Genomic DNA, 22523 nt, shown 5'->3' with positions numbered 1-22523 from the left:
CTGCTGCGAGGCCTCGGCGCGTCCTGCGGCGGGTCTGGCTGGGCGCCGGCCGCCCCGCGCTGCGCTTACTGCTTGGCCGCGCGCGCGGCCAGCGCGTTGGCGCGGATGGCGGACAAGGTGGCGCCCGGCGTGATCAGGTCGCCGTCGTAGCGCAGTTCGATCACAGCCGGCAGCCGCTTGGCCCGCGTATGTTCCAGCGCCCGTTCCAGCGCCGGCCCGAACTGGGCCGTCTCCGTCACCGTCTCGCCATGCGCGCCGTAGGCCTGGGCCAGCGCCGCGAAATCCGGGTTATGCAGCACCGTGCCGGACACGCGGCCCGGATAGTCACGCTCCTGGTGCATGCGGATGGTGCCGAACATGCCGTTGTTGAACACGATGATGACCACGCCCGCCTTGTATTGCACGGCCGTGGCCAGCTCCTGGCCGTTCATCATGTATTCACCGTCACCGGCGAAGGTGATCACGGTGCGCTCGGGCGCCACGATCTTGGCCGCCACCCCGGACGGCACGCTGTAGCCCATGGCGCCGCTGGTGGGCGCGAGCTGGGTGCGCATGCCGCCGTAGCGGTGGAAACGGTGGGCCCAGGTGGCGTAATTGCCGGCGCCGTTGGTGATGATGGTATCGGCCGGCGCGATGGCGCGGATCTGTTGCACCACCTGCCACAGGTCGAGCGGCGCCTTGCCGTCCTTGAAGATGGGCGGCTGCTCCTGGTAGGCCAGCAGTTCGGCCTTGGCTTCGGCCACGCTGGCGCGCCAGGCGCCCGCGTCCACCGGCGCCATCGCGGCCAGCATGGCGCACGCTTGCGGCATGCCGCTGTTGACCATCAGGGCGGCCTGGTACACGCTGCCCAGTTCCTCGGCGTCGGCGTGGATGTGGATCAGGCGCTGTTTCGGCACCGGCGCATCGAGCAGGCTGTAGCCGCTGGTGGTCATTTCGCCCAGGCGCGGGCCGATGGCCAGGATCACATCCGCCTCGCGCACGCGCGCGGCCAGCTTGGGATTGATGCCGATGCCCACGTCGCCCACATAGTTCGGGTGCGCATTGTCGAGCAGGTCCTGGAAGCGGAACGCGCACGCGACCGGCAGCGCGTTGGCCTCGGCGAAGGCGCGCAGGTCGGCGCAGGCCTGGGGATTCCAGCCGCCGCCGCCCAGCAGCACCAAGGGACGCTTGGCGCCGGCCAGCATGGTGCGCACGCGCGCGATCTGGTCTGCCGACGGCGACGCCTGCACCGGCTGGTAGCGGGCCGTGTCGGCCACGGCCGCCACGCTGGTCAGCATGTCTTCCGGCAGCGCCAGCACCACCGGACCGGGGCGGCCGCTGGTGGCCACCTGGAACGCGCGCGCCATATATTCAGGGATGCGGTCGGCGCGGTCGATCTGGGCCACCCACTTGGCCATCTGGCCGAACATGCGGCGGTAGTCGATCTCCTGGAACGCCTCGCGGTCGGTGAAGTCGTGGCCGACCTGGCCGATGAACAGAATCATGGGCGAGGAATCCTGATAGGCCGTGTGCACCCCGATCGAGGCGTTGGTGGCGCCCGGCCCGCGGGTGACGAAGCAGATGCCCGGCTTGCCGGTCATCTTGCCGTAGGCGTCGGCCATGAAGGCGGCGCCGCCTTCCTGGCGGTTGATGATGAAGCGGATATCGGAGTCGTGCAGCGCGTCCAGGACGTCCAGATAGCTTTCACCGGGCACGCCGAAGGCGGTATCGACACCGTGGATCTTCAGGGCGTCGACCAGGATCTGGCCGCCGGTGCGGGAGGGATGGGTCATGGTATAACCTTATCTTGGGGGCGAGCGGGATGGTCGCCGGCAGTCCCATTCTAAGACGCTGCGCGGGGGGCGGCTTTTCTAATGGCGACACCAAATTTCAGATTTGGCGGCCGGCGCGGTACAATACCGCCTGAAGCAAGCCAGACAGCCGCTGGCCGGTGCGTAATGCCCGGCGGGAGGAAGGTCCGGACTCCATAGAGCGGGGTGACGGTTAACGGCCGTCCGCTGAAAGCCTTCCGGCGCAAGCCGGGGGTATAAGGCGAGGAATAGGGCCACAGAGACGAGCGTATTAAGTTACGGTGAAACGCGGTAACCTCCACCTGGTGCAATTCCAAATAGGCACGCGATGATGCTGCTCGCGGAGCGTGCGGGTAGGAAGCTTGAGCGCCGGAGTAATTCGGCGCCTAGAGGAATGGCTGTCATAGCGCGGGCTTGCCCGCGCCGTAACAAAATCCGGCCTATCGGCTTGCTTCAACTGAATTCTGCTGTATTTCTTTGCTTAACACGGCGGCCGCCCGCTGCTGCATGCGCATGTCCGACGCGGCGACGCCAGGGGATATGCTGATGACTCAATACATACTGGCCCTGGACCAGGGCACCACCAGTTCGCGCGCCATCCTGTTCGACCACCGTGGCCGCATCTGCGCCAGCGCGGCCCAGGAATTCCCCCAGCATTATCCCCAGCCCGGCTGGGTCGAGCACGATCCCAATGAAATCTGGAACAGCCAGCTGACCGTGGCCCGTAAGGTGCTGAACGAGCTGCATGTGGACAGCGCCCATGTGCGCGCCATCGGCATCGCCAACCAGCGCGAGACCACCATTGTGTGGGACCGCAAGTCGGGCGAGCCGATCGCGCCGGCCATCGTGTGGCAGGACCGGCGCACGGCCGACTACTGCGCCCAGTTGCGGGCGGACGGCAAGGCCAAGCTGGTGGCCGACGTCACGGGACTGGAGCTGGACGCCTATTTTTCCGCCACCAAGCTCAAATGGCTGCTGGACCACGTGCCCGGCGCGCGCGAACGGGCCCGCCATGGCGCGCTGGCCTTCGGCACCATCGACAGCTGGCTGGTCTACAAGCTCACCGGCCGCCATGTGACGGACGTGAGCAACGCGGCCCGCACCATGCTGTTCAACATCCACCTGATGCGCTGGGACCAGGACATGCTGGACCTGTTCGACATCCCCGAAGAGATGCTGCCGCAGGTGGTATCGTCCAGCGAGGAGGTGGGCAGCACGCGCGAGGGCCTGTTCGGCGGCGCCATTCCCGTGGCCGGCATCGCCGGCGACCAGCAGGCCGCCACCTTCGGCCAGGCTTGCCACCAGCCCGGCATGGTCAAGAATACCTATGGCACCGGATGCTTCATGCTGATGCATGCGGGCCGCCATCCGGTGGTGTCGCACAACCGGCTGCTGTCGACGGTGGGCTGGCGGGTCGATGGCCGCACCGATTATCTATTGGAAGGCAGCGTGTTCATGGGCGGCGCCACCGTGCAGTGGCTGCGCGATGGGCTGGGCATCATCCAGCACTCGGCCGAGGTGGAGGCGCTGGCCGCCAGTGTGCCCGACAGCGGCGGTGTGTATATGGTGCCGGCCTTCGTCGGCCTGGGGGCGCCCCATTGGGACCCCTACGCGCGCGGCACCATCGTCGGCCTCACGCGGGGCAGCCACAAGGGCCATATCGCGCGTGCCGCGCTGGAGGCGATCGCGTTCCAGAGCGCCGAACTGCTGGCGGCCATGCAGAAGGACGCGGCCATCCCGCTGACGGAGTTGCGGGCCGACGGCGGCGCGGCCCGCAACGACTTGCTGATGCAGTTCCAGGCCGACCTGCTGGGCGTGCCCGTGGTGCGGCCCCAGGTGACGGAAACGACGGCCTTGGGCGCGGCCTACCTGGCCGGCCTGGCGGTGGGCTTCTGGGACACGCAGGAAGAGATCACGGCCCAGTGGCAGTGCGAGCGCCGCTTCCTGCCGCAAATGGGGGCCGACCAGCGCGCCGCGCTGCTGGCCCGCTGGGCGCGCGCCGTGGAACGCTCGCGCGGCTGGGAAGCGCCGGCCTGATACCCGCCGGCCTGACACCGTGCCAGTCTTGCGCACGCACGTGTGCGCGGGGCCGTGCGCCGATTCCGTATAATGGCGGATGTGGCGCGGCCGGCGCCGCATGCTCGTTGGCTCGTCAGGCAATGTTGTCTATACAAGTGCTCGGGCCATGCCTTGCCGGCTGCTGAAAATGCAGGCAGTAAAACCGTGGTATCGATAGTGCAGTGTTGAAGGTCTTCCAATCCGCGAAACGCGCGCCAGGCGCGACAGGCTGGTCATTCTCTCCAAAGTTCACACTTCCGCCCCTCGGCTTGCAGCCGTCCCGTCACGTCATCCAGCCTGTTGCCGGATTACTATTGCGGTGTTGGCCATTGGCAACTGTATGCATTTAATTTAATTATTTTCATCCAACATTTTCCGCCCTTTCGCACCGCGAAAAACAGGGGCGCAGATGAGGTAGCACTTTCACTATCTTCCATAAGTATCTAATTTCTCAATATATTTTTGTTCGAGCCCGCTTCAAGGAAGTTCGCTAAGTCCTTAATTTCATTAATAAAATCCCTGTTTCGTTAGGCTGAAAGCGCTTGACCACCCATCGCCCTTCCTCTAAAGTGGGCATCTGTGTGAAAAAGTGTCTTTTTGTGGGATTTTTCTCCTGACTTAGCGGCGGGGGAAGATGAGACGAAACAGCGCGATTTCCGCTCCGCTAACCAATTTGAGGTCAAAAGGTAACTCCCGTGTTTCAAGGCGCGTCCGCAATCAGTCTCGATGCCAAAGGCAGGATGTCCATCCCTGCCAAGCACCGTGACGCGCTGGCCATCCAGTGCGAAGGCCGCCTCACGTTGACCAAACATCCGGACGGCTGCCTGCTGTTCTTCCCCCGCCCCGTGTGGGAAAACCACCGCGAACAGATCGCCGCCTGGCCCATGTCGGCCCGGGCCTGGCAACGCATCTTCCTGGGCAACGCCTGCGACGTCGAGCTCGACAGTGCCGGCCGCGTGCTCATTTCGCCCGAACTGCGCAACGCCGTCGGCTTGTCGCGCGAGATCATGATGATCGGCATGGGCAGCCATTTTGAAATCTGGGATGCCGCCAAACTGGCGGAAAAAGAGCAGCAGGCGATCGAAGCCGGCACGCCCGATGTCCTCGCCAACTTCTCTTTCTAAGGCTCCGCAATGACAATAACAGCGGTGCCTGAATTTCAGCATCGTACGGTGCTGCTAGACGAAGCGGTCGATGCCCTCGAACTGTCGGGCGCGCGCGCCAGCGGCATCTACGTGGACGGCACCTTCGGCCGTGGCGGCCACAGCCGCCTGATCCTGTCGCGCCTGGCGGAGGGCGCGCGCCTGATCGCCTTCGACAAGGACCCGCAAGCCATCGCCACCGCCGAACAGGTGGCCGATCCCCGCTTCACCATCGTGCACGACAGCTTCGCCACCATGCGCGCCGCCCTCACGGAGCGCGGCGTGGCCCAGGTGGACGGCATCCTGCTCGACCTGGGCATCTCCTCGCCGCAGGTGGACGACGCGGCGCGTGGTTTCAGCTTCCGCAACGATGGCCCGCTCGACATGCGCATGGATACCACGCGCGGCATGTCGGCGGCCGAGTGGCTCGCCACAGAATCCGAACAGACACTGGAAAAGGTGATCAGAGAATATGGGGAAGAACGGTTTGCTTTTCAGATTGCAAAGGCGATTGTTGCTCGCCGGGCAGTCGAGCCAATTTCAAGCACACGACAGCTTGCCGGTCTCGTGGCAGGCGCGGTCAAGACTCGGGAAAAGGGCAAGGACCCGGCCACCCGTACTTTTCAGGCTATCCGGATTTTCATCAATAAAGAGCTTGAAGACCTCGAAGCTGGATTAGAGCAAGCCTACGACTGCGTGGCGCCGGGCGGCATCCTGGCCATCATCAGCTTCCATTCGCTGGAAGACCGCATGGTCAAGCGCTTCTTCGCGGCCAAGGCCAACGTGCCGCAGCCGGACCGCCGGCTGCCGATCCGCGCCGTCGACCTGCCGCAGCCGCTGCTGAAACTGATCTCCAAGATCAAGCCGTCCGACGCCGAAGTCGATGCCAACCCGCGCGCCCGTTCCGCCGTGATGCGGGTGGCGCGCCGCCTGCCGTTGCCGGAGGGGGCGCCATGAGCAACAAGATCAACCTGGTACTGACGGTGTTGCTGGTCATTTGCGGCCTGTCGCTGGTTAACGCCCAATACCAGGCCCGCCACCTGTTCATCGAACTGGAACGCAGCCAGTCGCAGGCGCGCCAGCTCGACATCGAATGGGCGCAGCTGCAGCTGGACCAGTCCACGCTGGGCAAGCACGCCCGTATCGAACAGATCGCGCGCGGTGACCTGAACATGGTGCCGCTGACGGCTACCCGTACCCAATACCTGTCGCCGGAAGAGGGCAAATGAAGCGCGCCTCCAATGCCAGCGTGTCCCGGGTAGCGGCCTCCAAGGGAGTGCCGTTCTCGAAAAATCCCGTGCTGGCCGTGCGCCTGCCGGTGTGGCGTTCGCGCGTGGTGTTGTTCGTGCTGTTTTCCGCTTTCGCGCTGCTGGGCGCGCGCGCCGCGTGGCTGCAAGGGCTGTCTACCCAGTTCCTGCAAAAGCAGGGCGAGATCCGCTACGCCCGCACGCTGGACCTGCCGGCCACGCGCGGCAAGATCACCGACCGCGAGGGCCAGGTGCTGGCTTCCTCGATTCCCGTCAAGGCCATCTGGGCCATCCCGGACGACGTGCAGGAAGCACCGCCGGCCAAACTCAAGGCGCTGGCCAAGCTGCTCGACATGAGCGACGCCGAGCTGCAGAAAAAACTCGATTCCGACCGCGGCTTCGTCTACCTGAAACGCCAGGTGGAGCAGGACGTGGCCGACCAGATCACCAAGCTCGATATCGACGGTATCCAGACCCGCAAGGAATACAAGCGCTTCTACCCGCAGGGCGAAGTGACCACCCACGTGGTGGGCTTCACCAACGTGGAGGACGTGGGCCAGGAGAGCATGGAACTGGCGCAGCAGAAAACCCTGGTGGGCGTGCCTGGCAGCCGGCGCGTGATCAAGGACCGCTTGGGCCACATCGTCGAGGACATCGAATCGATCCGCGAGCCGCATGACGGCAAGGATTTGACGCTGTCGATCGACAGCAAGATCCAGTACATCGCCTTCACCCAGCTCAAGGACGCGGTCGAGAAATTCAAGGCCAAGGCCGGCGCCGCCGTGGTGCTGGACGTGCACACGGGCGAAGTGCTGGCGCTGGCCAACTGGCCGTCCTACAACCCCAACGACCGTTCCGTGCTGACGGGCGAACAGTTGCGCAACCGCGTGATGACGGACACCTTCGAGCCCGGTTCCTCGCTCAAGCCGTTCACGGTGGGCCTGTCGCTCGACACCAAGCGCGTCAAGCCGCTGTCGCTGATCGATACCGGTCCCGGCTACTACGCCATCGGTGACAAGGTGGTGCACGACACCCACCCGCACGGCGTGATCACGATCCAGCAGGTGATCCAGAAATCGTCCAACATCGGCACCTCGAAACTGGCGCTGCAGATGCCGCCCCAGGAAATGTGGGAGATGTTCACCAAGGTCGGCCTGGGCCAGCAGCCCAAGTGGGGCTTCCCCGGCGCCGTGGCGGGCCGCGTGCGTCCCTACAAATCGTGGCGTCCGATCGAGCAGGCCAACATGAGCTTCGGCCAGGGTATTTCCGTGTCGCTGATCCAGCTGGCGCGCGCCTACATGATTTTCGCCCGCGACGGCGACATCATCCCGCTGTCGTTCCAGAAAGTGACGGAGCCGCCGGCGGCCACCCGCGTGGTGAGCGCCCAGACGGCGGCCGAGATGCGCGACATGCTGGAGATGGTCACGCAACCGGGCGGCACGGCGGAGAAGGCGCAAGTGCCAGGCTACCGCACGGGCGGCAAGACCGGCACGGCGCAAAAGGTCATCAGCGGCCGCTATTCGCAGAGCAAATACATCGGCAATTTCGTCGGCATGGCGCCCATGTCCAATCCGCGCTTCGTGATCGCCGTGATGATCGACGAGCCGGGCGGCGCGGTGCACGTGGGCGGCGACGTGGCCGGCCCCGTGTTTTCCACGCTGGCGGCCAACGTGCTGCGTGCCAAGAACATCACGCCTGACGCGAACGTGACCCATATCATCATTCCTGAGAATTCCGAACAGGGGAAAATGTGACGACTTCTACCTTCGACCCGTTGACTATCGCCGACGCGATCCGCAAGCTGGCGCCCACGGCGCAGCTGGCGTCCGACTCGCGCCGCATCAAAGTGGGCGATGTGTTCTTTGCCTATCCCGGCGACGCCGGCGATGGCCGCAACTATATTGAAACGGCCATCGAGGCCGGCGCCGCGCTGGTGGTGCTGGATCCGGCCGGCTTTACCTGGAATCCCGACTGGGCCGTGCCCTACATCACCGTCGAGCAGCTAAAAGCGCGCGCCGGCCTGATCGCGCACGCCTGCTACCGCCAGCCCGACAGCGCCATGTTCACCGTGGGCGTGACGGGCACCAACGGCAAGACCTCCAGCGCCGTGTGGCTGGGCCAGGCCCTGTCGCGCGGCGGCGAGACGGCCGCCGTGGTGGGCACGCTGGGCGTGGGCCTGTTCAAGCCGCGCGCCGAAGCGCAATACGACGTCACCGGCTATACGACGCCGGACGCGGTGCTGCTGGCCCGCACGCTGGCCGAGGCGCGCGACGCCGGCGCCGCCTCGCTGGCGATCGAAGTGTCGTCCATCGGCCTGGAACAGGGCCGCGTGGCCGGCATGCACTTCGACGTGGCCGTGTTCACCAACCTCACGCGCGACCACCTGGACTTCCACGGCGACATGGCGGCTTATGAAGCGGCCAAGACCAAACTGTTCGACTGGCCCGGCTTGAAAACGGCCGTGATCAACCTGGACGACCCCATGGGCTTGCGCCTGGCGGCCCACGTGCAGGGCAAGCTGGCCGGCGCCATCCCCGTGATCGGCTATACCCTGGCCGACGCGGCCACCTTGCCCGACCTGCCGGGCGTGTTCATGCTGCGCGCCAGCCAGTTCCGCAGCAGCCGCACGGCCGGTACCGAATTCCACCTGGACTGCCCGCTGAGCGCGGCCCAGGTCAAGACCCAACTGGTGGGCCACTTCAACATCAGCAACGCGCTTGGCGTACTGGGCGCGCTGCTGGCCAAGGGCATGGGCTTGCGCGCCGCGTTGGACGCCATCGAGTCGCTGCGCCCGGCCCCCGGCCGCATGCAGCAGGTGGGCGGCCAGGATGCGCCGATGGTGGTGATCGACTACGCCCACACGCCCGACGCGCTGGAAAAAACGCTGCAAGCCTTGCGCCAGGTGGCGCAGGAGCGCGGCGGCCAGCTGTGGTGCGTGTTCGGCTGCGGCGGCGACCGCGATCCGGGCAAGCGCCCGCAGATGGGCAAGATCGCCCAGATGGCCGACCATGTGCTGGTCACCAGCGACAATCCGCGCAGCGAAGATCCGCACACCATCATCGGCCAGATCGTGGCCGGCATGGACCAGCAGCACCCGTCGTCCACGCTGCAGACGGTGGAAGACCGCGCCGCCGCCATCCTGCTGGCCATCAAGCACGCGGGTAAGCCGGACGTGATCCTGTTGGCTGGCAAAGGCCATGAGCCGTACCAGGAGATCAAGGGCAAGAAGCTGCCGTTCTCCGACACCGACCACGCCCAGCTGGCCCTGTCGGCCCGTTTGACCATGATGAGGCCGAACTGATGCGCGCCACGCTGGCCCAGCTCGCGAGCGCCATTCCTGGCGCCACGCTCGTCAACGACGCGCAGACGGCGTTCGACGGCGTTTCCACCGACAGCCGCAACGTGGCCGCCGGCGCGCTGTTCGTCGCCCTGCGCGGCGAAGTGTTCGACGCCCACGCCTTTTTGCCGCAAGTGGCGGGGCAGGGCGTGGCCGCCGTGGTGGCGGAACACCTGCCGGATGGCTGGACCTTGCCGGCCATCGTCGTGCCGGACACCTTGGTGGCGCTGGGCCGCATCGCCAACTACTGGCGCCGCCAGTTCGCCGTACCTGTCATCGGCGTCACCGGCAGCAACGGCAAGACCACCGTCAAGGAAATGATCGCGTCCATCCTGGCCGAGGCCTGCGGCGGCGAGGACGCGCGCCTGGCCACGCGCGGCAACCTGAATAACGAAGTGGGCGTGCCGCTCACGCTGTTCCGCCTGGACGCCGCGCACCGCGCCGCCGTGGTGGAACTGGGCATGAACCATCCGGGCGAGATCGGCCGCCTGAGCGCCATCGCCGAACCCACCGTCGCCATGGTCAACAACGCCCAGCGCGAACACCAGGAATTCATGCACACGGTGGAAGCGGTGGCGCGCGAGAACGGCGCCGTGCTGGCCGGCCTGGGCGAGGACGGCGTGGCCGTGTTCCCCCATGGCGACGAGTTCACACCGTTGTGGCAAGCGCTCTCCGGCAAGCGCCGCACCGTCACCTTCGGCCTGACGCCGCAGGCGGACGTCAGCTGCACCTATCGCGCCGGCGACTTCGGCAGCGAACTGACGATTACGATCGGCCATGACGCGGCTGCCACGCCGTTCTTCGTGCGCCTGCAGGCGGCCGGGGAACACAACGTGCGCAACGCGCTGGCCGCCGCCGCCTGTGCCTACGCGGCCGGCATCTCGGCTACCGCCATCCGGCTCGGACTGGAGGCGTTCGCGCCTGTGGCCGGCCGGCTGCAGAAAAAAGCCGCCGCCAACGGCGCCGTCGTGATCGACGACACCTACAACGCCAATCCGGACTCCGTGCGCGCCGCCATCGACGTGCTGGCCAAGGCCGCCGCGCCGCGCATCCTGGTGCTGGGCGACATGGGCGAAGTGGGTACCAAGGGCCGCGAGTTTCACGAGGAAATCGGCGCTTACGCGCAGAGCAAGGGCATCGAACAGGTGCTCGTTACCGGCGAACTGGCGCGCCATATGCACGGCGTGCCTTTACAACAAACTTCTATTCGTCATTTTGAACAGTTCGGCGATCTGCTGGCGGCGCTGGACGCCGTCATCACGCCGGATGCAACCGTATTGATCAAGGGCTCCCGCTTCATGAAAATGGAACGGGTCGTGCAGCATTTGATTGGATCGCAACAAGCTAACAAGGAAAGTCACTAATCATGCTGCTTTGGCTCGCGCAATATTTTCAGCAGGACCTTGGACCTTTGCGGGTCTTTAACTTCATCACCTTCCGCGCCGTGTTCGCGACCATCACGGCGCTGGTGATCGGCCTGGGCGCCGGCCCCGCCGTGATCCGCAAATTGACGGCCATGAAATACGGCCAGGCCGTGCGTACCGATGGTCCGCAGACCCACCTGAAAAAACACGGCACGCCGACCATGGGCGGGGTGCTGATCCTGATCGCCATCGGCACCTCGACCCTGCTGTGGTGCGACCTGTCGAACCGTTTGATCTGGCCGGTGCTGGTGGTCACGCTGGGCTTTGGCGCCGTGGGCTGGGTGGACGACTACCGCAAGGTGGTGCGCCAGGACCCGGAAGGCATGCGCTCGGCCGAAAAATACTTCTGGCAGTCGCTGGTGGGTATCAGCGCCGCGCTGTACCTGGCGTTCTCCGTGTCCGCGCCTAACGCGGGCAAAGTGTTCGAGCTGTTCTTCGCCTGGGTGCAGTCGGGCTTCTCGATGGACCTGCCGCCCAAGGCCGACCTGATCGTCCCGTTCTTCAAGACCATCAGCTATCCGCTGGGTGTGTGGGGCTTCATCGCGCTGACTTACTGCGTGATCGTCGGCACCAGCAACGCCGTCAACTTCACGGACGGCCTTGATGGCCTGGCCATCATGCCGACCATCATGGTGGGCGCGGCCCTGGGCCTGTTCGCCTACCTGACCGGTAGCGCCACCTATTCCAAATACCTGTTCATCCCGCACATTCCCGGCGCGGGCGAGCTGATTATCTTCACCGGCGCGCTGACGGGCGCCGGCCTGGCCTTCCTTTGGTATAACACCCACCCCGCGCAAGTGTTCATGGGCGACGTCGGTGCGCTGGCCCTGGGCGGCGCGCTCGGCACCCTGGCCGTCATCGTGCGCCAGGAGATCGTGCTGTTCATCATGGGCGGCGTGTTCGTGGCCGAAACCGTGTCCGTCATCATCCAGGTGGGCTGGTTCAAGATCACCAAGAAGCGTTTCGGCGTGGGCCGCCGCGTGTTCCTGATGGCGCCGCTGCACCACCACTTCGAACAAAAAGGCTGGAAAGAGACCCAGGTCGTCGTACGGTTCTGGATTATCACGATGATGCTGGTCCTGGTCGGACTCACTACCCTGAAGCTGCGCTGATGAACTACGAAGGCAAAACCGCACTGGTACTGGGGCTGGGGGAATCCGGCCTGGCGATGGCGCTGTGGCTGGCCCGCGGCGGCGCGCGCGTGCGCGTGGCCGACACGCGCGAAGCGCCCGAGCGCCTGCCCGCGCTGCGCGCTGCCGTGCAGGAAGTTGAATTCGTGTCCGGCCCATTCGACGCCGCGCTGCTGGACGGCGTGGACTTCGTGGCCGTCAGCCCCGGCCTGGCGCCCAACCGCGAGCTGGCCGACATCGTGCCGGCCGCCGCCGAGCGCACTATTCCCGTGTGGGGCGAGATCGAACTGTTCGCCCAGGCCCTGAAGGCGCTCAAGGACGAACGGGGCTACGCGCCCAAAGTCATCGCCATCACCGGCACCAACGGCAAGACCACTGTCACCAGCATGGTGGGCCAGCTGTGCGAGCGGGCCGGCAACACGGTGCGGGTGGCGGGCAATATCAGTCCGGCCGCGCTGGACGTGCTGCGCGAAGTATTGGACCAGTCCGTGGATGCGCAGTCCGGGGAAAATCCGCTGCCCCAGGTGTGGGTACTTGAGTTATCAAGCTTCCAGCTGCACACCACCTACAGCCTGCAGGCCGACGCCGCCACCGTGCTCAACGTGACCCAGGACCACCTGGACTGGCACGGCGACATGGCCGCTTACGCCGCCGACAAGCAGCGCATCTTCGGCGCCGACACCGTGCGCGTGCTGAACCGCGACGACGCGGCCGTGATGCGCATGCAGGACCCGACGGGCGAGAACATCACCTTCGGCACCGACACGCCGCAACTGGCCGACTGCCTCGGCCTGCACAACGAGCGCGGCATCTACTGGCTGGCCGTGGCCGAGCCGGGCGAGGAAGTGGAACGCAAGAAGCGTCGCAAGAACGACCCGGCCCCGGAGCCGGTCGAATGCGTGCTCAAGAAACTGATGCCGGTCGACGCGCTCCAAGTGCGCGGCCAGCACAACGCCGCCAACGCGCTGGCCGCGCTGGCCCTGTGCCGCGCCATCGGCCTGCCGCTGGCGCCGCTGCTGCACGGCCTGCGCGAATACCGCGGCCAGCCGCACCGGGTGGAACTGGTGGCGGCCATCAATGAAGTCGAATACTACGACGACAGCAAGGGCACCAACGTGGGCGCTACCGTGGCCGCCCTGATCGGCCTGGGCAAGAGCTTCACGGGCGAGAACCAGCGCCTGGTGCTGATCGCCGGCGGCGACGGCAAGGGCCAGGACTTCGCACCGCTGGCCGATCCGGTGGCGCGCTACGTGCGCGCCGTGCTGCTGATCGGGCGCGACGCACCGGCCATCCGCGCCGCGCTCGATGAAACCGCTGCACTTTCCGGCCTGGCGCTGGAGGACTGCGCCGACCTGCCGCAAGCCGTCAAGCGCGCCTGCGCACTGGCGCAAGCCGGCGACGCCGTGCTGCTGTCGCCCGCCTGCGCCAGCCTGGACATGTTCAAGAACTACGCGCACCGCGCACAGGTGTTCATCGATGCGGTGCGCGATATCGCCCTCGACGCGGGACAGGAGATCTGATGGCCTTCCAGCTGCCATTCCGCTTCAACGCACCACCGGCCTCCATGCCGGTGGGCAGTCGCGCGCGGCAGTCGAAGATGATGGAATACGACCAGCCCCTGGTCTGGGTCACGCTGCTGCTGATGTTGCTGGGGATGGTGATGGTGTATTCGGCCTCGATCTCGCTGCCCGATTCGCCCAAGTTCGCCAACTACGTGCGCTGGCAGAATACCTACTTCCTCACGCGCCAGGCGCTGTTCATCGCCGTGTCGCTGGCCGCCGGCCTGTTCGTGTTCCGCATCCGCATCGCCGATTTGCAAAAGGCCGCGCCCTATCTGTTCATCGGCACCCTGGTGCTGCTGGTGCTGGTGCTGGTGCCCGGCCTGGGCGTGGTGGTCAATGGCGGGCGGCGCTGGCTGTCGCTCAAGGTGGTCAACCTGCAGCCGTCGGAACTGATGAAGGTGGTGGCCGTGCTGTACGCGGCCGACTACACGGTGCGCAAGCAGGAATACATGCACAAGCTGACCAAGGGCTTCATGCCGATGGCGGCGGCGGTCGGCTTCGTCGGCCTGTTGCTGCTGCTGGAGCCGGACTTGGGCGCGTTCGGCGTGATCGTCTGCATCGCCATGGGCATTTTGTTCCTGGGCGGGATCAACGCGATCTGGTTCGGCGGTATCGGCGCCGTGCTGGTGACGATCTTCATTTCCATCATCGCGCTGTCCAAGTTCCGCCGCGAGCGCTATTTCGCCTACCTCAATCCGTGGCAGGAAGACAATGCGCTCAACAAGGCTTACCAGCTGACCCACTCGCTGATCGCCTTCGGCCGCGGCGAACTCTTTGGCGTGGGCCTGGGCGGCAGCGTGGAAAAGCTGCACTACCTGCCCGAAGCCCATACCGACTTCCTGCTGGCCGTGATCGGCGAGGAACTGGGCCTGGCCGGCGTGCTGGTGGTGATCGCGATGTTCTACTGGATCGTCAAGCGCTCGTTCGACATCGGCCGCCAGGCCATCGCCATCGACCAGACCTTCGCCGGCCTGACGGCCAAGGGCATCGGCATCTGGATCGGGGTGCAGACGTTTATCAATATGGGCGTCAACCTTGGCCTGCTGCCGACCAAGGGTTTGACCCTGCCGCTGATGAGCTATGGCGGCACGGGGGTGGTGATTAATTGCGTCGGACTCGCGATCCTGCTCCGGATCGACTACGAGAACCGGGTCCTGATGCGTGGTGGCAGATTATGAAACGATTGATGATTATGGCGGCCGGCACCGGCGGCCACATTTTCCCCGGCCTGGCGATCGCGCAGACCATGCGCGGGCGCGGCTGGGAAGTGAGCTGGCTGGGCACGGCCCACGGCATGGAACAGGATATCGTGCCCAAGCACGGCATCACGATGGATGCGATCGACTTTTCCGGCATGCGCGGCAAGGGCCTCAAGCACACCGTGGCTGGCGCCTTCAAGATGCTGGCCGGTTTCGCGGCCTGCTTCGGCTATATCGGCAAGCGCAAGCCGGACGTGGTGCTGGGCATGGGGGGCTACGTCACCGTCCCCGGCGGCATGATGGCGCGCCTGCGTGGCGTGCCGCTGGTGCTGGTGAATGCCGACGCGGCCCTGCTGCTGTCGAATAAGACGTTGACGCCACTGGCCCAGCGCGTGTGCTTCGGCTTCCCGGCCGAATTCGGCCGCGCCGCCGGCAAGGCCGTCGTCACCGGCAATCCGGTGCGCAAGGAGATCCTGGACATGGCCGGCCCCGAGCAGCGCTTCGCCGGCCGCGAAGGCCCGCTGCGCATCCTGGTGGTGGGCGGCAGCCTGGGCGCCAAGGCCCTGAATGACAACCTGCCCGCCGCGCTGGCGCTGATCCCGGCCGCGTTGCGCCCGCAAGTCACCCACCAGTCGGGCAAGAAGAACATCGACGCGCTGCGCGCCGCGTACGCGCAAGCCGGCGTGCAGGCCAACGTGGTCGACTTCATCGACGACATGGCGCACGCCTACACGGAAGCGGACCTGGTGATTTGCCGCGCCGGCGCCATCACCGTGTCGGAACTGACGGCCGCTGGCGTGGCCAGCGTGCTGGTGCCCCTGGTGGCATCGACCACCAGCCACCAGCGCGACAACGCCAAATGGATGGCCAGGCAGAACGCGGCCATCCACATGCCGCAAACGGAAATGAATCCGCAAAGCGTGGCGACTTTGCTGGAAACGCTGACCCGCACCGCCTGCCAGACCATGGCCATGGCGGCGAAAACGGCCGGCAAGCGCGACGCCAACGACGCGATCGCACAAGTATTGGAACAACTCTCATGAAGCATAAAGTACAGAACATTCACTTCGTCGGCATCGGCGGCAGCGGCATGAGCGGCATCGCCGAAGTGCTGCTCACGCTGGGCTACACCGTCACCGGCTCCGACCTGGGCAGCAACGCCGTCACGCAACGCCTGGCGTCGCTGGGCGCCACCGTGTTCCAGGGCCACGCGACTGAAAACATCGGCAATGCCGACGCCGTCGTCACCTCCACCGCCGTCCAGCAGGACAATCCGGAAGTGGTGGCCGCCCGCAGCCGCAAGATTCCCATCGTGCCGCGCGCCGTCATGCTCGGTGAACTGATGCGCCTCAAGCGCGGCATCGCCATCGCCGGCACCCACGGCAAGACCACCACCACCAGCCTGGTGGCGTCCGTGCTGGCGCAGGGCGGGCTTGATCCCACCTTCGTCATCGGCGGCCGCCTGACCAGCGCCGGCGCCAACGCCAAGCTGGGCACGGGCGACTACCTGGTGGCGGAGGCCGACGAGTCGGACGCCTCGTTCCTGAACCTGACCCCCATGATTGAAGTCATCACCAACATCGATGCCGATCACATGGAAACCTACGAGCACGATTTCGAGAAGCTCAAGCAGGCCTTCGTCCACTTCACGCACCGCCTGCCGTTCTACGGCCGCGCCATGCTGTGCATCGACGACCCGCATGTGCGTTCCATCATCCCGCACGTGACCAAGCCGGTCACCACCTACGGCTTCCACGAGGATGCGGAAGTGCGCGCCGTGAACGCGCGCGCCGTGGGCGTGGAGATGCATTTCACGGTGCTGCAGGAAGGCTATCCCGACCTGGACGTGGTGCTGAACCAGCCCGGCATGCACAACGTGCAGAACGCCTGCTCGGCCGTGGCCATCGCCCGCGAGATCGGCATCGCCGACCAGGACACCCAGGCCGGCCTGGCCGGTTTCGCCGGCGTGGGCCGCCGCTTCACCCGCTATGGCGACATCGCCATTCCAACCGGCGGCAGCTTCGCCCTGGTGGATGATTTCGGCCACCACCCGGTGGAAACGGAAGTGACGCTGGCCGCCGCGCGCGCCGCGTATCCGGGCCGCCGCCTGGTGCTGGCGTTCCAGCCGCACCGCTACACCCGCACCCGCGACCTGTTCGAGGACTTCGTCAAGGTGCTGGGCACGGTGGATGTATTGCTGCTGGCCGAAGTGTATGCGGCCGGCGAGGCGCCCATCGTGGCTGCCGACGGCCGTGCGCTGGCCCACGCGCTGCGTGCGCGCGGCAAGACGGAACCGATTTTTGTTGAGGCGATCGGCGATATGCCGGAAACCATCATGGGCGTGGTGCGCGACGGCGACGTCGTCATCACCATGGGCGCAGGCTCGATCAGCGGCGTCCCGGCCAAACTGACTAACTACCCGAAGGTCTGAACGTGAATCACATTACTCCAAACGAGGCTAAGGCGCTGGGCAAGGTCGGCGTGCTGTTCGGCGGCCGTTCCGCCGAACGCGACGTGTCCATCATGTCCGGCACCGGCGTGTTGCAGGCGCTGCAAAGCCAGGGCGTGGATGCCCACGCCTTCGATCCGGGCCAGCGCTCGCTGGCCGAGCTGGCGGCCGAACAATTCGACCGCGTGTTCATCGCGCTGCACGGCCGCTTCGGCGAAGACGGCAGCATGCAGGGCGCGCTGGAACAACTGGGCATTCCCTACACGGGCAGCGGCGTGATGGCCTGCGCCGTGGGCATGGACAAGATCTACACCAAGATCGTGTGGCTGATGCACGGCCTGCCGACGCCGCGATACGCGGTGCTGGACGCGAACTCGGACCTGGACCAGGTGGCGGCCGACCTGGGCCTGCCGCTGATCGTCAAGCCGCCGCATGAAGGTTCCACCATCGGCATCACCAAGGTGAGCGCTGCCGCCGACTTCAAGGCCGCCTACGATATCGCCGCCGCGCTGGACGACTCCGTGCTGGCCGAGGAATTCGTCACCGGCCGTGAGTTCACCGTGGCCGTGCTGGGGCAGGGCGCCACCGCCCGCGCGCTGCCGATCGTGGAGATCGTGGCGCCGGAAGGCAATTACGACTACCAGAACAAGTACTTCACGGACGACACCAAGTACTACTGCCCGGCCGCGCTGGACGAAGCCACCACGGCCGAGATGCAGCGCATCGCCGTGGAAGCCTACCGCGTGCTCGGTTGCGAGGGCTGGGGCCGGGTCGACGTGCTGCTGCGCGAGCGCGACAACAAACCGTTCCTGCTGGAGGTGAACACCTCGCCCGGCATGACCACCCACTCGCTGGTGCCGATGGCGGCGCGCGCGACGGGCATCAGCTACGAACAGCTGTGCGTGGAAATCCTGCGCTCGGCGCGCTTGAAAATGGCCGCGCCGGCCAAGGGTAAGGAGTAAGCGCATGTGGCAAGACGCTAAAGCCTTGAATGCTACCGCCAACGGCATCTTCGCCCTGGCGCTGCTGGCATGCCTGGCCGCCGGCGTCTGGTGGCTGGCGCAGCGGCCCATGTTCACCCTGCGCACGATTCGCATCGAAACCATCGCGCAGGACGAGGAGCTGCGCCATGTGAGCCAGCTCACGCTGCGCAACAACGCGCTGGGCCGCATCAAGGGCAACTTCTTCACCACCAACCTGGACACGGTGCGCCAGGCTTTCGAGTCCGTGCCCTGGGTACGGCGCGCCACCGTGCGCCGCGAATGGCCGGACCAGTTGATCGTGGCGCTGGAAGAGCATGAGGCGCTGGGCACCTGGGGCGCCGATGGCCGTTTGCTGTCGACCAAGGGTGACGTGTTCACGGCCAACCTGGCCGAGGCCGAGGAAGACCACGCGCTGCCCGAGTTCGACGGACCGGAAGGCAGCGAGAAGGAAGTGCTGTCGCGCTTCGATGAATTGCGCCAGTGGTTCGCGCCGCTCAAGCTGGTGCCGCAGGCGCTGTCGCTGTCGGGCCGCTATGCGTGGACCGTCAAGCTCGATAACGGCATGAGCGTGGCGCTGGGGCGTGAGCAGACCGCCACCACGTTGAAGGAACGGGTCGACCGGCTGCTGGGCATCTACCCGCAGCTGGTGACCCATTTGCAGAATATCGAAACCATCGACATGCGGTATCAGAACGGCCTGGCGCTGAGCGCGGCCGACCTGAAGATACCGGCCGAAGGCGCCCGACCGAAGGCGCGACCGGCAGTACTGAAGAAGAGCACCAATTTAAAGCCAATCAGCAAGCACATACAGTAGGCGAGAGAAATGACTAAAGATGCGAAGAACCTGATCGTCGGCCTCGACATCGGCACCTCGAAAGTGGTGGCGGTGGTGGCCGAGGTGATGTCCGACGGACGCCACGAAGTGATCGGGCTGGGCCAGCACGAATCGAAGGGCTTGAAGAAGGGCGTGGTCGTCAACATCGAGGCCACCGTGGAATCCATCCAGCGCGCGCTGGAGGAAGCGGAGCTGATGGCCGACTGCAAGATCCGCAACGTCTATGCCGGCATCGCGGGCAGCCATATCCGCAGCTTCAATTCCAGCGGCATGGTGGCCATCAAGGACAAGGAAGTGACGGCCACCGACGTGGCGCGCGTGATCGAGACGGCCAAGGCGGTCAACATCCCCACCGACCAGCAACTGCTGCATACGGTGCCGCAGGAATTCATCGTCGACAGCCAGGAAGACGTGCGCGAGCCGATCGGCATGAGCGGCATCCGGCTGGAAGTGAAGGTGCATATCGTCACCGGCGCCGTGTCGGCGGTGCAGAACATCGTCAAGTGCGTGCGCCGCTGCGGGCTGGAAGTGTCGGACCTGATTTTGCAGCCGATGGCTTCGGCCGACGCCGTGCTGACGCCGGACGAGAAGGAGCTGGGCGTGGTGCTGATCGACATCGGCGGCGGCACCACCGACGTGGCGGTGTTCTCGGACGGCGCGATCCGCCATACGGCCGTGATCCCGATCGCCGGCGACCAGATCACCAACGATATCGCGATGGCGTTGCGCACCCCGACGTCGGAAGCCGAAGAGATCAAGATCCGCTACGGCGTGGCCAAGCAGGTGCTGGCCGATCCGGGCGAATCGCTGGAAGTGCCGGGCCTGGGCGACCGCGGTCCGCGCAACCTGTCGCGCCAGGCGCTGGCCGCCGTGATCGAGCCGCGCGTGGAGGAACTGTTCGCGATGGTGCACCAGGTGGTGCGCGAATCCGGTTACGAAGGCGTGCTGTCGTCGGGCATCGTGCTCACGGGCGGCACGGCCATCATGCCGGGCATGGTGGAGATGGCGGAAGACATCTTCCTCAAGCCGGCCCGCCTCGGCACGCCCGATTACCGCGGCCAACTGGCCGACGTGGTGCGCAGCCCGCGCTACGCGACGGTATTGGGCCTGCTGCTGGAAGCGAAGAAGCAGTACCTGCGCGGCCACATCGTGACCCGCCAGGATGGTTCGGTGAAGGCGGTCTGGCAGCGTATGAAGGAATGGTTCCTCGGTAATTTCTAAGCGGTGAAGGTCAAGCAGTAAAGGTCAAGCAGTAGGTCAGGTTGTTGCAGTGTGGTTTGCAGGGTGGTTTTTAGTACGGCGATTCCAATACATTTAACTAAACTATTTATATAATTCAACCGCAGTTTTCAACCTCCAGTTCTCCTAAAAAATATGAGGCCTGGCGCTTGGAAACCGCATACTGATAGGAGCACATCATGGAGTTTGATATGGTCGATAACGCAGCTTTGGGAACCGTCATCAAGGTCGTCGGCGTCGGCGGAGCAGGTGGCAATGCAGTTCAACACATGATCAACAAGGGCATGGCCGGCGTCGAGTTCATCGCCGCCAACACCGATGCCCAGGCCCTGTCGACCTCCAAGGCCGACAACATCATCCAGATCGGCGAAACCGGCCTGGGCGCAGGCATGAAGCCGGACGTCGGCCGCAAGCTGGCCGAGGAATCGCGCCAGCGTATCGAGGACTCGCTGCGCGGCGCGCACATGGTGTTCATCGCCGCCGGCATGGGCGGCGGCACCGGCACCGGTGCCGCACCGATCGTGGCGGAAGTGGCCAAGTCGCTGGGCGCGCTGACCGTGGCCGTGGTCTCCAAGCCGTTTTCGCACGAAGGCCAGAAGTGCATGGACATCGCCGACGAAGGCCTGGAGCAGTTGTCGGCCAACGTGGACTCGCTGATCGTGATCCTGAACGAGAAGCTGGAAGAGATCTACGAAGACGAATCGCTGATCGAATGGCTGCAGCACGCGGACGATGTGCTCAACAACGCGGTGGCCGGTATCGCCGAGATCATCAACGTGCCGGGCCACATCAACGTCGACTTCAACGACGTCAAGACCATCATGGGCGAGCAGGGCAAGGCCATGATGGGCACGGCCACCGCTTCGGGCGTGGACCGCGCCCGCATCGCGGCCGAGCAGGCAGTCGCTTCGCCGCTGCTGGACGGCGTGGACCTGTCGGGCGCGCGCGGCGTGCTGGTGAACGTGACGGCCAGCCGTGGCCTGAAGGGTAAGGAGATCAAGGAAGTGATGGCGGCCGTGCGCGCCTTCGCCGCCCCGGACGCCTCCATCGCCCAAGGTATCGCCTATGACGACGAGATGGGCGACAACATCCGCGTGACCGTGGTGGCCACCGGCCTGGGCAAGGCCAAGAAGCATGTGCAACTGGTGCCGCAGCAGATGCTGCGCACGGGTACCCACAACAGCCCGCTGACGCCATCGGCCTCGCTCGGTGGTGGCGCCGCCGCCACTTCCGTGTCCGTGGGCGCGGCCGCTGGCCTGGGCAACGCCGCTTACGACGGCATGAAGGCGCCGGCCGTATGGCGCCGCGAAACGGCGTCCGAGCAGGTGCAGGCGCTGCAGAAGAACGGCATGGAAACCTACGACATCCCGGCCTTCCTGCGCAAGCAGGCTGACTAAGATGGGGGGCGGCGCCCGGCCCTGGAGAGGGGCGGGCGCCGTTTTTTCGTCCGTTCAGCAGAATCATCCCGCTTCAGGCATACTGCACCTTCTATGCCGGGCCAAGCCGCGCTTAGCGCGGTTTTTTTTATTCAAAATTCAGAACAGAGGAGTCAAACATGACCATCAAGATCGGCGATACCCTGCCAGAAGGCAGCCTGTCGGAATTCATCGAAACCGAAACCGAAGGTTGCGCACTGGGCCCCAATACTTTCAACGTGCAAGACCTGGTCAAGGGCAAGAAGATCGCCATCTTCGGCCTGCCAGGCGCCTACACCCCGACCTGCTCGGCGCAACACGTGCCCGGCTACGTCAAGCACGCGGCCGAACTGAAGGCCAAGGGCGTCGATGAAATCTGGTGCATCTCCGTCAACGACGCCTTCGTGATGGGCGCCTGGGGCCGCGACCAGAAAGCCACCGGCATCGTGCGCATGATGGCCGACGGCAACGCCGCCTACAGCAAGGCGCTGGGCCTGGACGCCGACTTCAGCAAGTTCGGCATGGGCACCCGCTCGCAGCGCTACTCGATGCTGGTCGAGAACGGCGTGGTGCGCCAGCTCAACGTGGAGCAGGGCGGCAAGTTCGAAGTGTCGAACGCGGAAACGCTGCTGGGCCAGCTGTAATTTCTGCTGCCCAACAGGTATGACAAAACGGCGCTGCGGCGCCGTTTTGCGTTATGGGACGCCATGTTT

18 protein-coding genes and 1 other RNA gene are annotated in these 22523 nt (G+C 65.5%); 18 read left to right on the top strand and 1 reads right to left on the bottom strand.

Annotation, left to right across the window (positions count from 1 at the left end; translation table 11 throughout):
* Positions 1-65: 65 nt before the first annotated feature.
* Positions 66-1772, bottom strand: a complete 1707-nt coding sequence (locus tag H3H39_RS15390; RefSeq protein ID WP_182154271.1) for a thiamine pyrophosphate-binding protein — start codon at positions 1770-1772, stop codon at positions 66-68.
* Between the two features lie 132 nt (positions 1773-1904).
* Here H3H39_RS15390 and rnpB point away from each other — a divergent pair.
* The 18 genes from rnpB to H3H39_RS15300 all read left to right on the top strand — a co-directional run bounded on the left by rnpB (position 1905) and on the right by H3H39_RS15300 (position 22454).
* Positions 1905-2249: RNase P RNA component class A (gene rnpB / locus H3H39_RS15385), an RNA gene on the top strand.
* 87 nt (positions 2250-2336) lie between these two features.
* Positions 2337-3827, top strand: a complete 1491-nt coding sequence (gene glpK, locus H3H39_RS15380) for a glycerol kinase GlpK (RefSeq protein WP_182154270.1) — start codon at positions 2337-2339, stop codon at positions 3825-3827.
* A gap of 716 nt (positions 3828-4543) precedes the next feature.
* Positions 4544-4972, top strand: coding sequence for a division/cell wall cluster transcriptional repressor MraZ (gene mraZ / locus H3H39_RS15375; protein ID WP_182154269.1), 429 nt, complete (start codon positions 4544-4546; stop codon positions 4970-4972).
* 9 nt (positions 4973-4981) lie between these two features.
* Positions 4982-5947 carry a 16S rRNA (cytosine(1402)-N(4))-methyltransferase RsmH gene (gene rsmH / locus H3H39_RS15370; RefSeq protein WP_182154268.1) on the top strand — a complete coding sequence of 322 codons (966 nt, stop codon included), beginning with the start codon at positions 4982-4984 and terminating at the stop codon, positions 5945-5947.
* On the top strand, positions 5944-6219 hold the full coding sequence (gene ftsL, locus H3H39_RS15365; protein WP_182154267.1) for a cell division protein FtsL: 276 nt from the start codon (positions 5944-5946) through the stop codon (positions 6217-6219). Before rsmH ends, ftsL begins: the two co-directional genes overlap by 4 nt.
* Entirely contained in the window at positions 6216-7991 is a 1776-nt protein-coding gene (locus H3H39_RS15360; protein ID WP_182154266.1) for a peptidoglycan D,D-transpeptidase FtsI family protein, read from the top strand. The genes ftsL and H3H39_RS15360 overlap by 4 nt, the downstream gene beginning before the upstream one ends.
* Positions 7988-9538: a UDP-N-acetylmuramoyl-L-alanyl-D-glutamate--2,6-diaminopimelate ligase gene (locus H3H39_RS15355; RefSeq protein ID WP_182154265.1), complete on the top strand. Its 1551-nt coding sequence runs from the start codon at positions 7988-7990 to the stop codon at positions 9536-9538. The genes H3H39_RS15360 and H3H39_RS15355 overlap by 4 nt, the downstream gene beginning before the upstream one ends.
* On the top strand, positions 9538-10938 hold the full coding sequence (locus H3H39_RS15350) for a UDP-N-acetylmuramoyl-tripeptide--D-alanyl-D-alanine ligase (RefSeq protein ID WP_182154264.1): 1401 nt from the start codon (positions 9538-9540) through the stop codon (positions 10936-10938). The genes H3H39_RS15355 and H3H39_RS15350 overlap by 1 nt, the downstream gene beginning before the upstream one ends.
* Positions 10939-10940: 2 nt before the next feature.
* A complete protein-coding gene (gene mraY, locus H3H39_RS15345) occupies positions 10941-12110 on the top strand; it encodes a phospho-N-acetylmuramoyl-pentapeptide-transferase (protein WP_182154263.1) in 1170 nt (389 codons plus the stop codon).
* Entirely contained in the window at positions 12110-13648 is a 1539-nt protein-coding gene (gene murD / locus H3H39_RS15340; RefSeq protein ID WP_182154262.1) for a UDP-N-acetylmuramoyl-L-alanine--D-glutamate ligase, read from the top strand. Before mraY ends, murD begins: the two co-directional genes overlap by 1 nt.
* Positions 13648-14868 carry a putative lipid II flippase FtsW gene (ftsW, locus tag H3H39_RS15335; protein ID WP_182154261.1) on the top strand — a complete coding sequence of 407 codons (1221 nt, stop codon included), beginning with the start codon at positions 13648-13650 and terminating at the stop codon, positions 14866-14868. The genes murD and ftsW overlap by 1 nt, the downstream gene beginning before the upstream one ends.
* Positions 14865-15932, top strand: coding sequence for an undecaprenyldiphospho-muramoylpentapeptide beta-N-acetylglucosaminyltransferase (gene murG, locus H3H39_RS15330; protein ID WP_229218065.1), 1068 nt, complete (start codon positions 14865-14867; stop codon positions 15930-15932). Before ftsW ends, murG begins: the two co-directional genes overlap by 4 nt.
* Positions 15929-17320 carry a UDP-N-acetylmuramate--L-alanine ligase gene (gene murC, locus H3H39_RS15325; protein ID WP_182154260.1) on the top strand — a complete coding sequence of 464 codons (1392 nt, stop codon included), beginning with the start codon at positions 15929-15931 and terminating at the stop codon, positions 17318-17320. Before murG ends, murC begins: the two co-directional genes overlap by 4 nt.
* Before the next feature lie 2 nt (positions 17321-17322).
* Positions 17323-18300 (top strand): D-alanine--D-alanine ligase, encoded by a 978-nt coding sequence (locus tag H3H39_RS15320; RefSeq protein WP_182154259.1) that lies wholly within the window; start codon positions 17323-17325, stop codon positions 18298-18300.
* 4 nt (positions 18301-18304) lie between these two features.
* Positions 18305-19135, top strand: coding sequence for a cell division protein FtsQ/DivIB (locus H3H39_RS15315; protein ID WP_182154258.1), 831 nt, complete (start codon positions 18305-18307; stop codon positions 19133-19135).
* Between the two features lie 9 nt (positions 19136-19144).
* Positions 19145-20377 (top strand): cell division protein FtsA, encoded by a 1233-nt coding sequence (ftsA, locus tag H3H39_RS15310; RefSeq protein WP_093388256.1) that lies wholly within the window; start codon positions 19145-19147, stop codon positions 20375-20377.
* Between the two features lie 197 nt (positions 20378-20574).
* Positions 20575-21792, top strand: a complete 1218-nt coding sequence (gene ftsZ / locus H3H39_RS15305) for a cell division protein FtsZ (RefSeq protein WP_182154257.1) — start codon at positions 20575-20577, stop codon at positions 21790-21792.
* 158 nt (positions 21793-21950) lie between these two features.
* Complete coding sequence (locus H3H39_RS15300; protein ID WP_182154256.1) at positions 21951-22454, top strand: peroxiredoxin; 504 nt, start codon at positions 21951-21953, stop codon at positions 22452-22454.
* Positions 22455-22523: the final 69 nt, after the last annotated feature.

Origin of the sequence: Rugamonas apoptosis (assembly GCF_014042355.1) — a bacterium.
GTDB classification, from domain to species: domain Bacteria; phylum Pseudomonadota; class Gammaproteobacteria; order Burkholderiales; family Burkholderiaceae_D; genus Rugamonas; species Rugamonas apoptosis.
This window is presented reverse-complemented; position numbering and strand designations above follow the sequence as displayed.

Excerpts from the sequence above, each read along its gene's own strand:
- H3H39_RS15390 (WP_182154271.1), bottom strand. The coding sequence starts at position 1,772 with ATGACCCATCCCTCCCGCACCGGCGGCCAGATCCTGGTCGACGCCCTG.
- glpK (WP_182154270.1), top strand. The coding sequence starts at position 2,337 with ATGACTCAATACATACTGGCCCTGGACCAGGGCACCACCAGTTCGCGC.
- rsmH (WP_182154268.1), top strand. The coding sequence starts at position 4,982 with ATGACAATAACAGCGGTGCCTGAATTTCAGCATCGTACGGTGCTGCTA.
- ftsL (WP_182154267.1), top strand. The coding sequence starts at position 5,944 with ATGAGCAACAAGATCAACCTGGTACTGACGGTGTTGCTGGTCATTTGC.
- H3H39_RS15360 (WP_182154266.1), top strand. The coding sequence starts at position 6,216 with ATGAAGCGCGCCTCCAATGCCAGCGTGTCCCGGGTAGCGGCCTCCAAG.
- H3H39_RS15350 (WP_182154264.1), top strand. The coding sequence starts at position 9,538 with ATGCGCGCCACGCTGGCCCAGCTCGCGAGCGCCATTCCTGGCGCCACG.
- mraY (WP_182154263.1), top strand. The coding sequence starts at position 10,941 with ATGCTGCTTTGGCTCGCGCAATATTTTCAGCAGGACCTTGGACCTTTG.
- murD (WP_182154262.1), top strand. The coding sequence starts at position 12,110 with ATGAACTACGAAGGCAAAACCGCACTGGTACTGGGGCTGGGGGAATCC.
- ftsW (WP_182154261.1), top strand. The coding sequence starts at position 13,648 with ATGGCCTTCCAGCTGCCATTCCGCTTCAACGCACCACCGGCCTCCATG.
- murG (WP_229218065.1), top strand. The coding sequence starts at position 14,865 with ATGAAACGATTGATGATTATGGCGGCCGGCACCGGCGGCCACATTTTC.
- murC (WP_182154260.1), top strand. The coding sequence starts at position 15,929 with ATGAAGCATAAAGTACAGAACATTCACTTCGTCGGCATCGGCGGCAGC.
- H3H39_RS15315 (WP_182154258.1), top strand. The coding sequence starts at position 18,305 with ATGTGGCAAGACGCTAAAGCCTTGAATGCTACCGCCAACGGCATCTTC.
- ftsA (WP_093388256.1), top strand. The coding sequence starts at position 19,145 with ATGACTAAAGATGCGAAGAACCTGATCGTCGGCCTCGACATCGGCACC.
- ftsZ (WP_182154257.1), top strand. The coding sequence starts at position 20,575 with ATGGAGTTTGATATGGTCGATAACGCAGCTTTGGGAACCGTCATCAAG.
- H3H39_RS15300 (WP_182154256.1), top strand. The coding sequence starts at position 21,951 with ATGACCATCAAGATCGGCGATACCCTGCCAGAAGGCAGCCTGTCGGAA.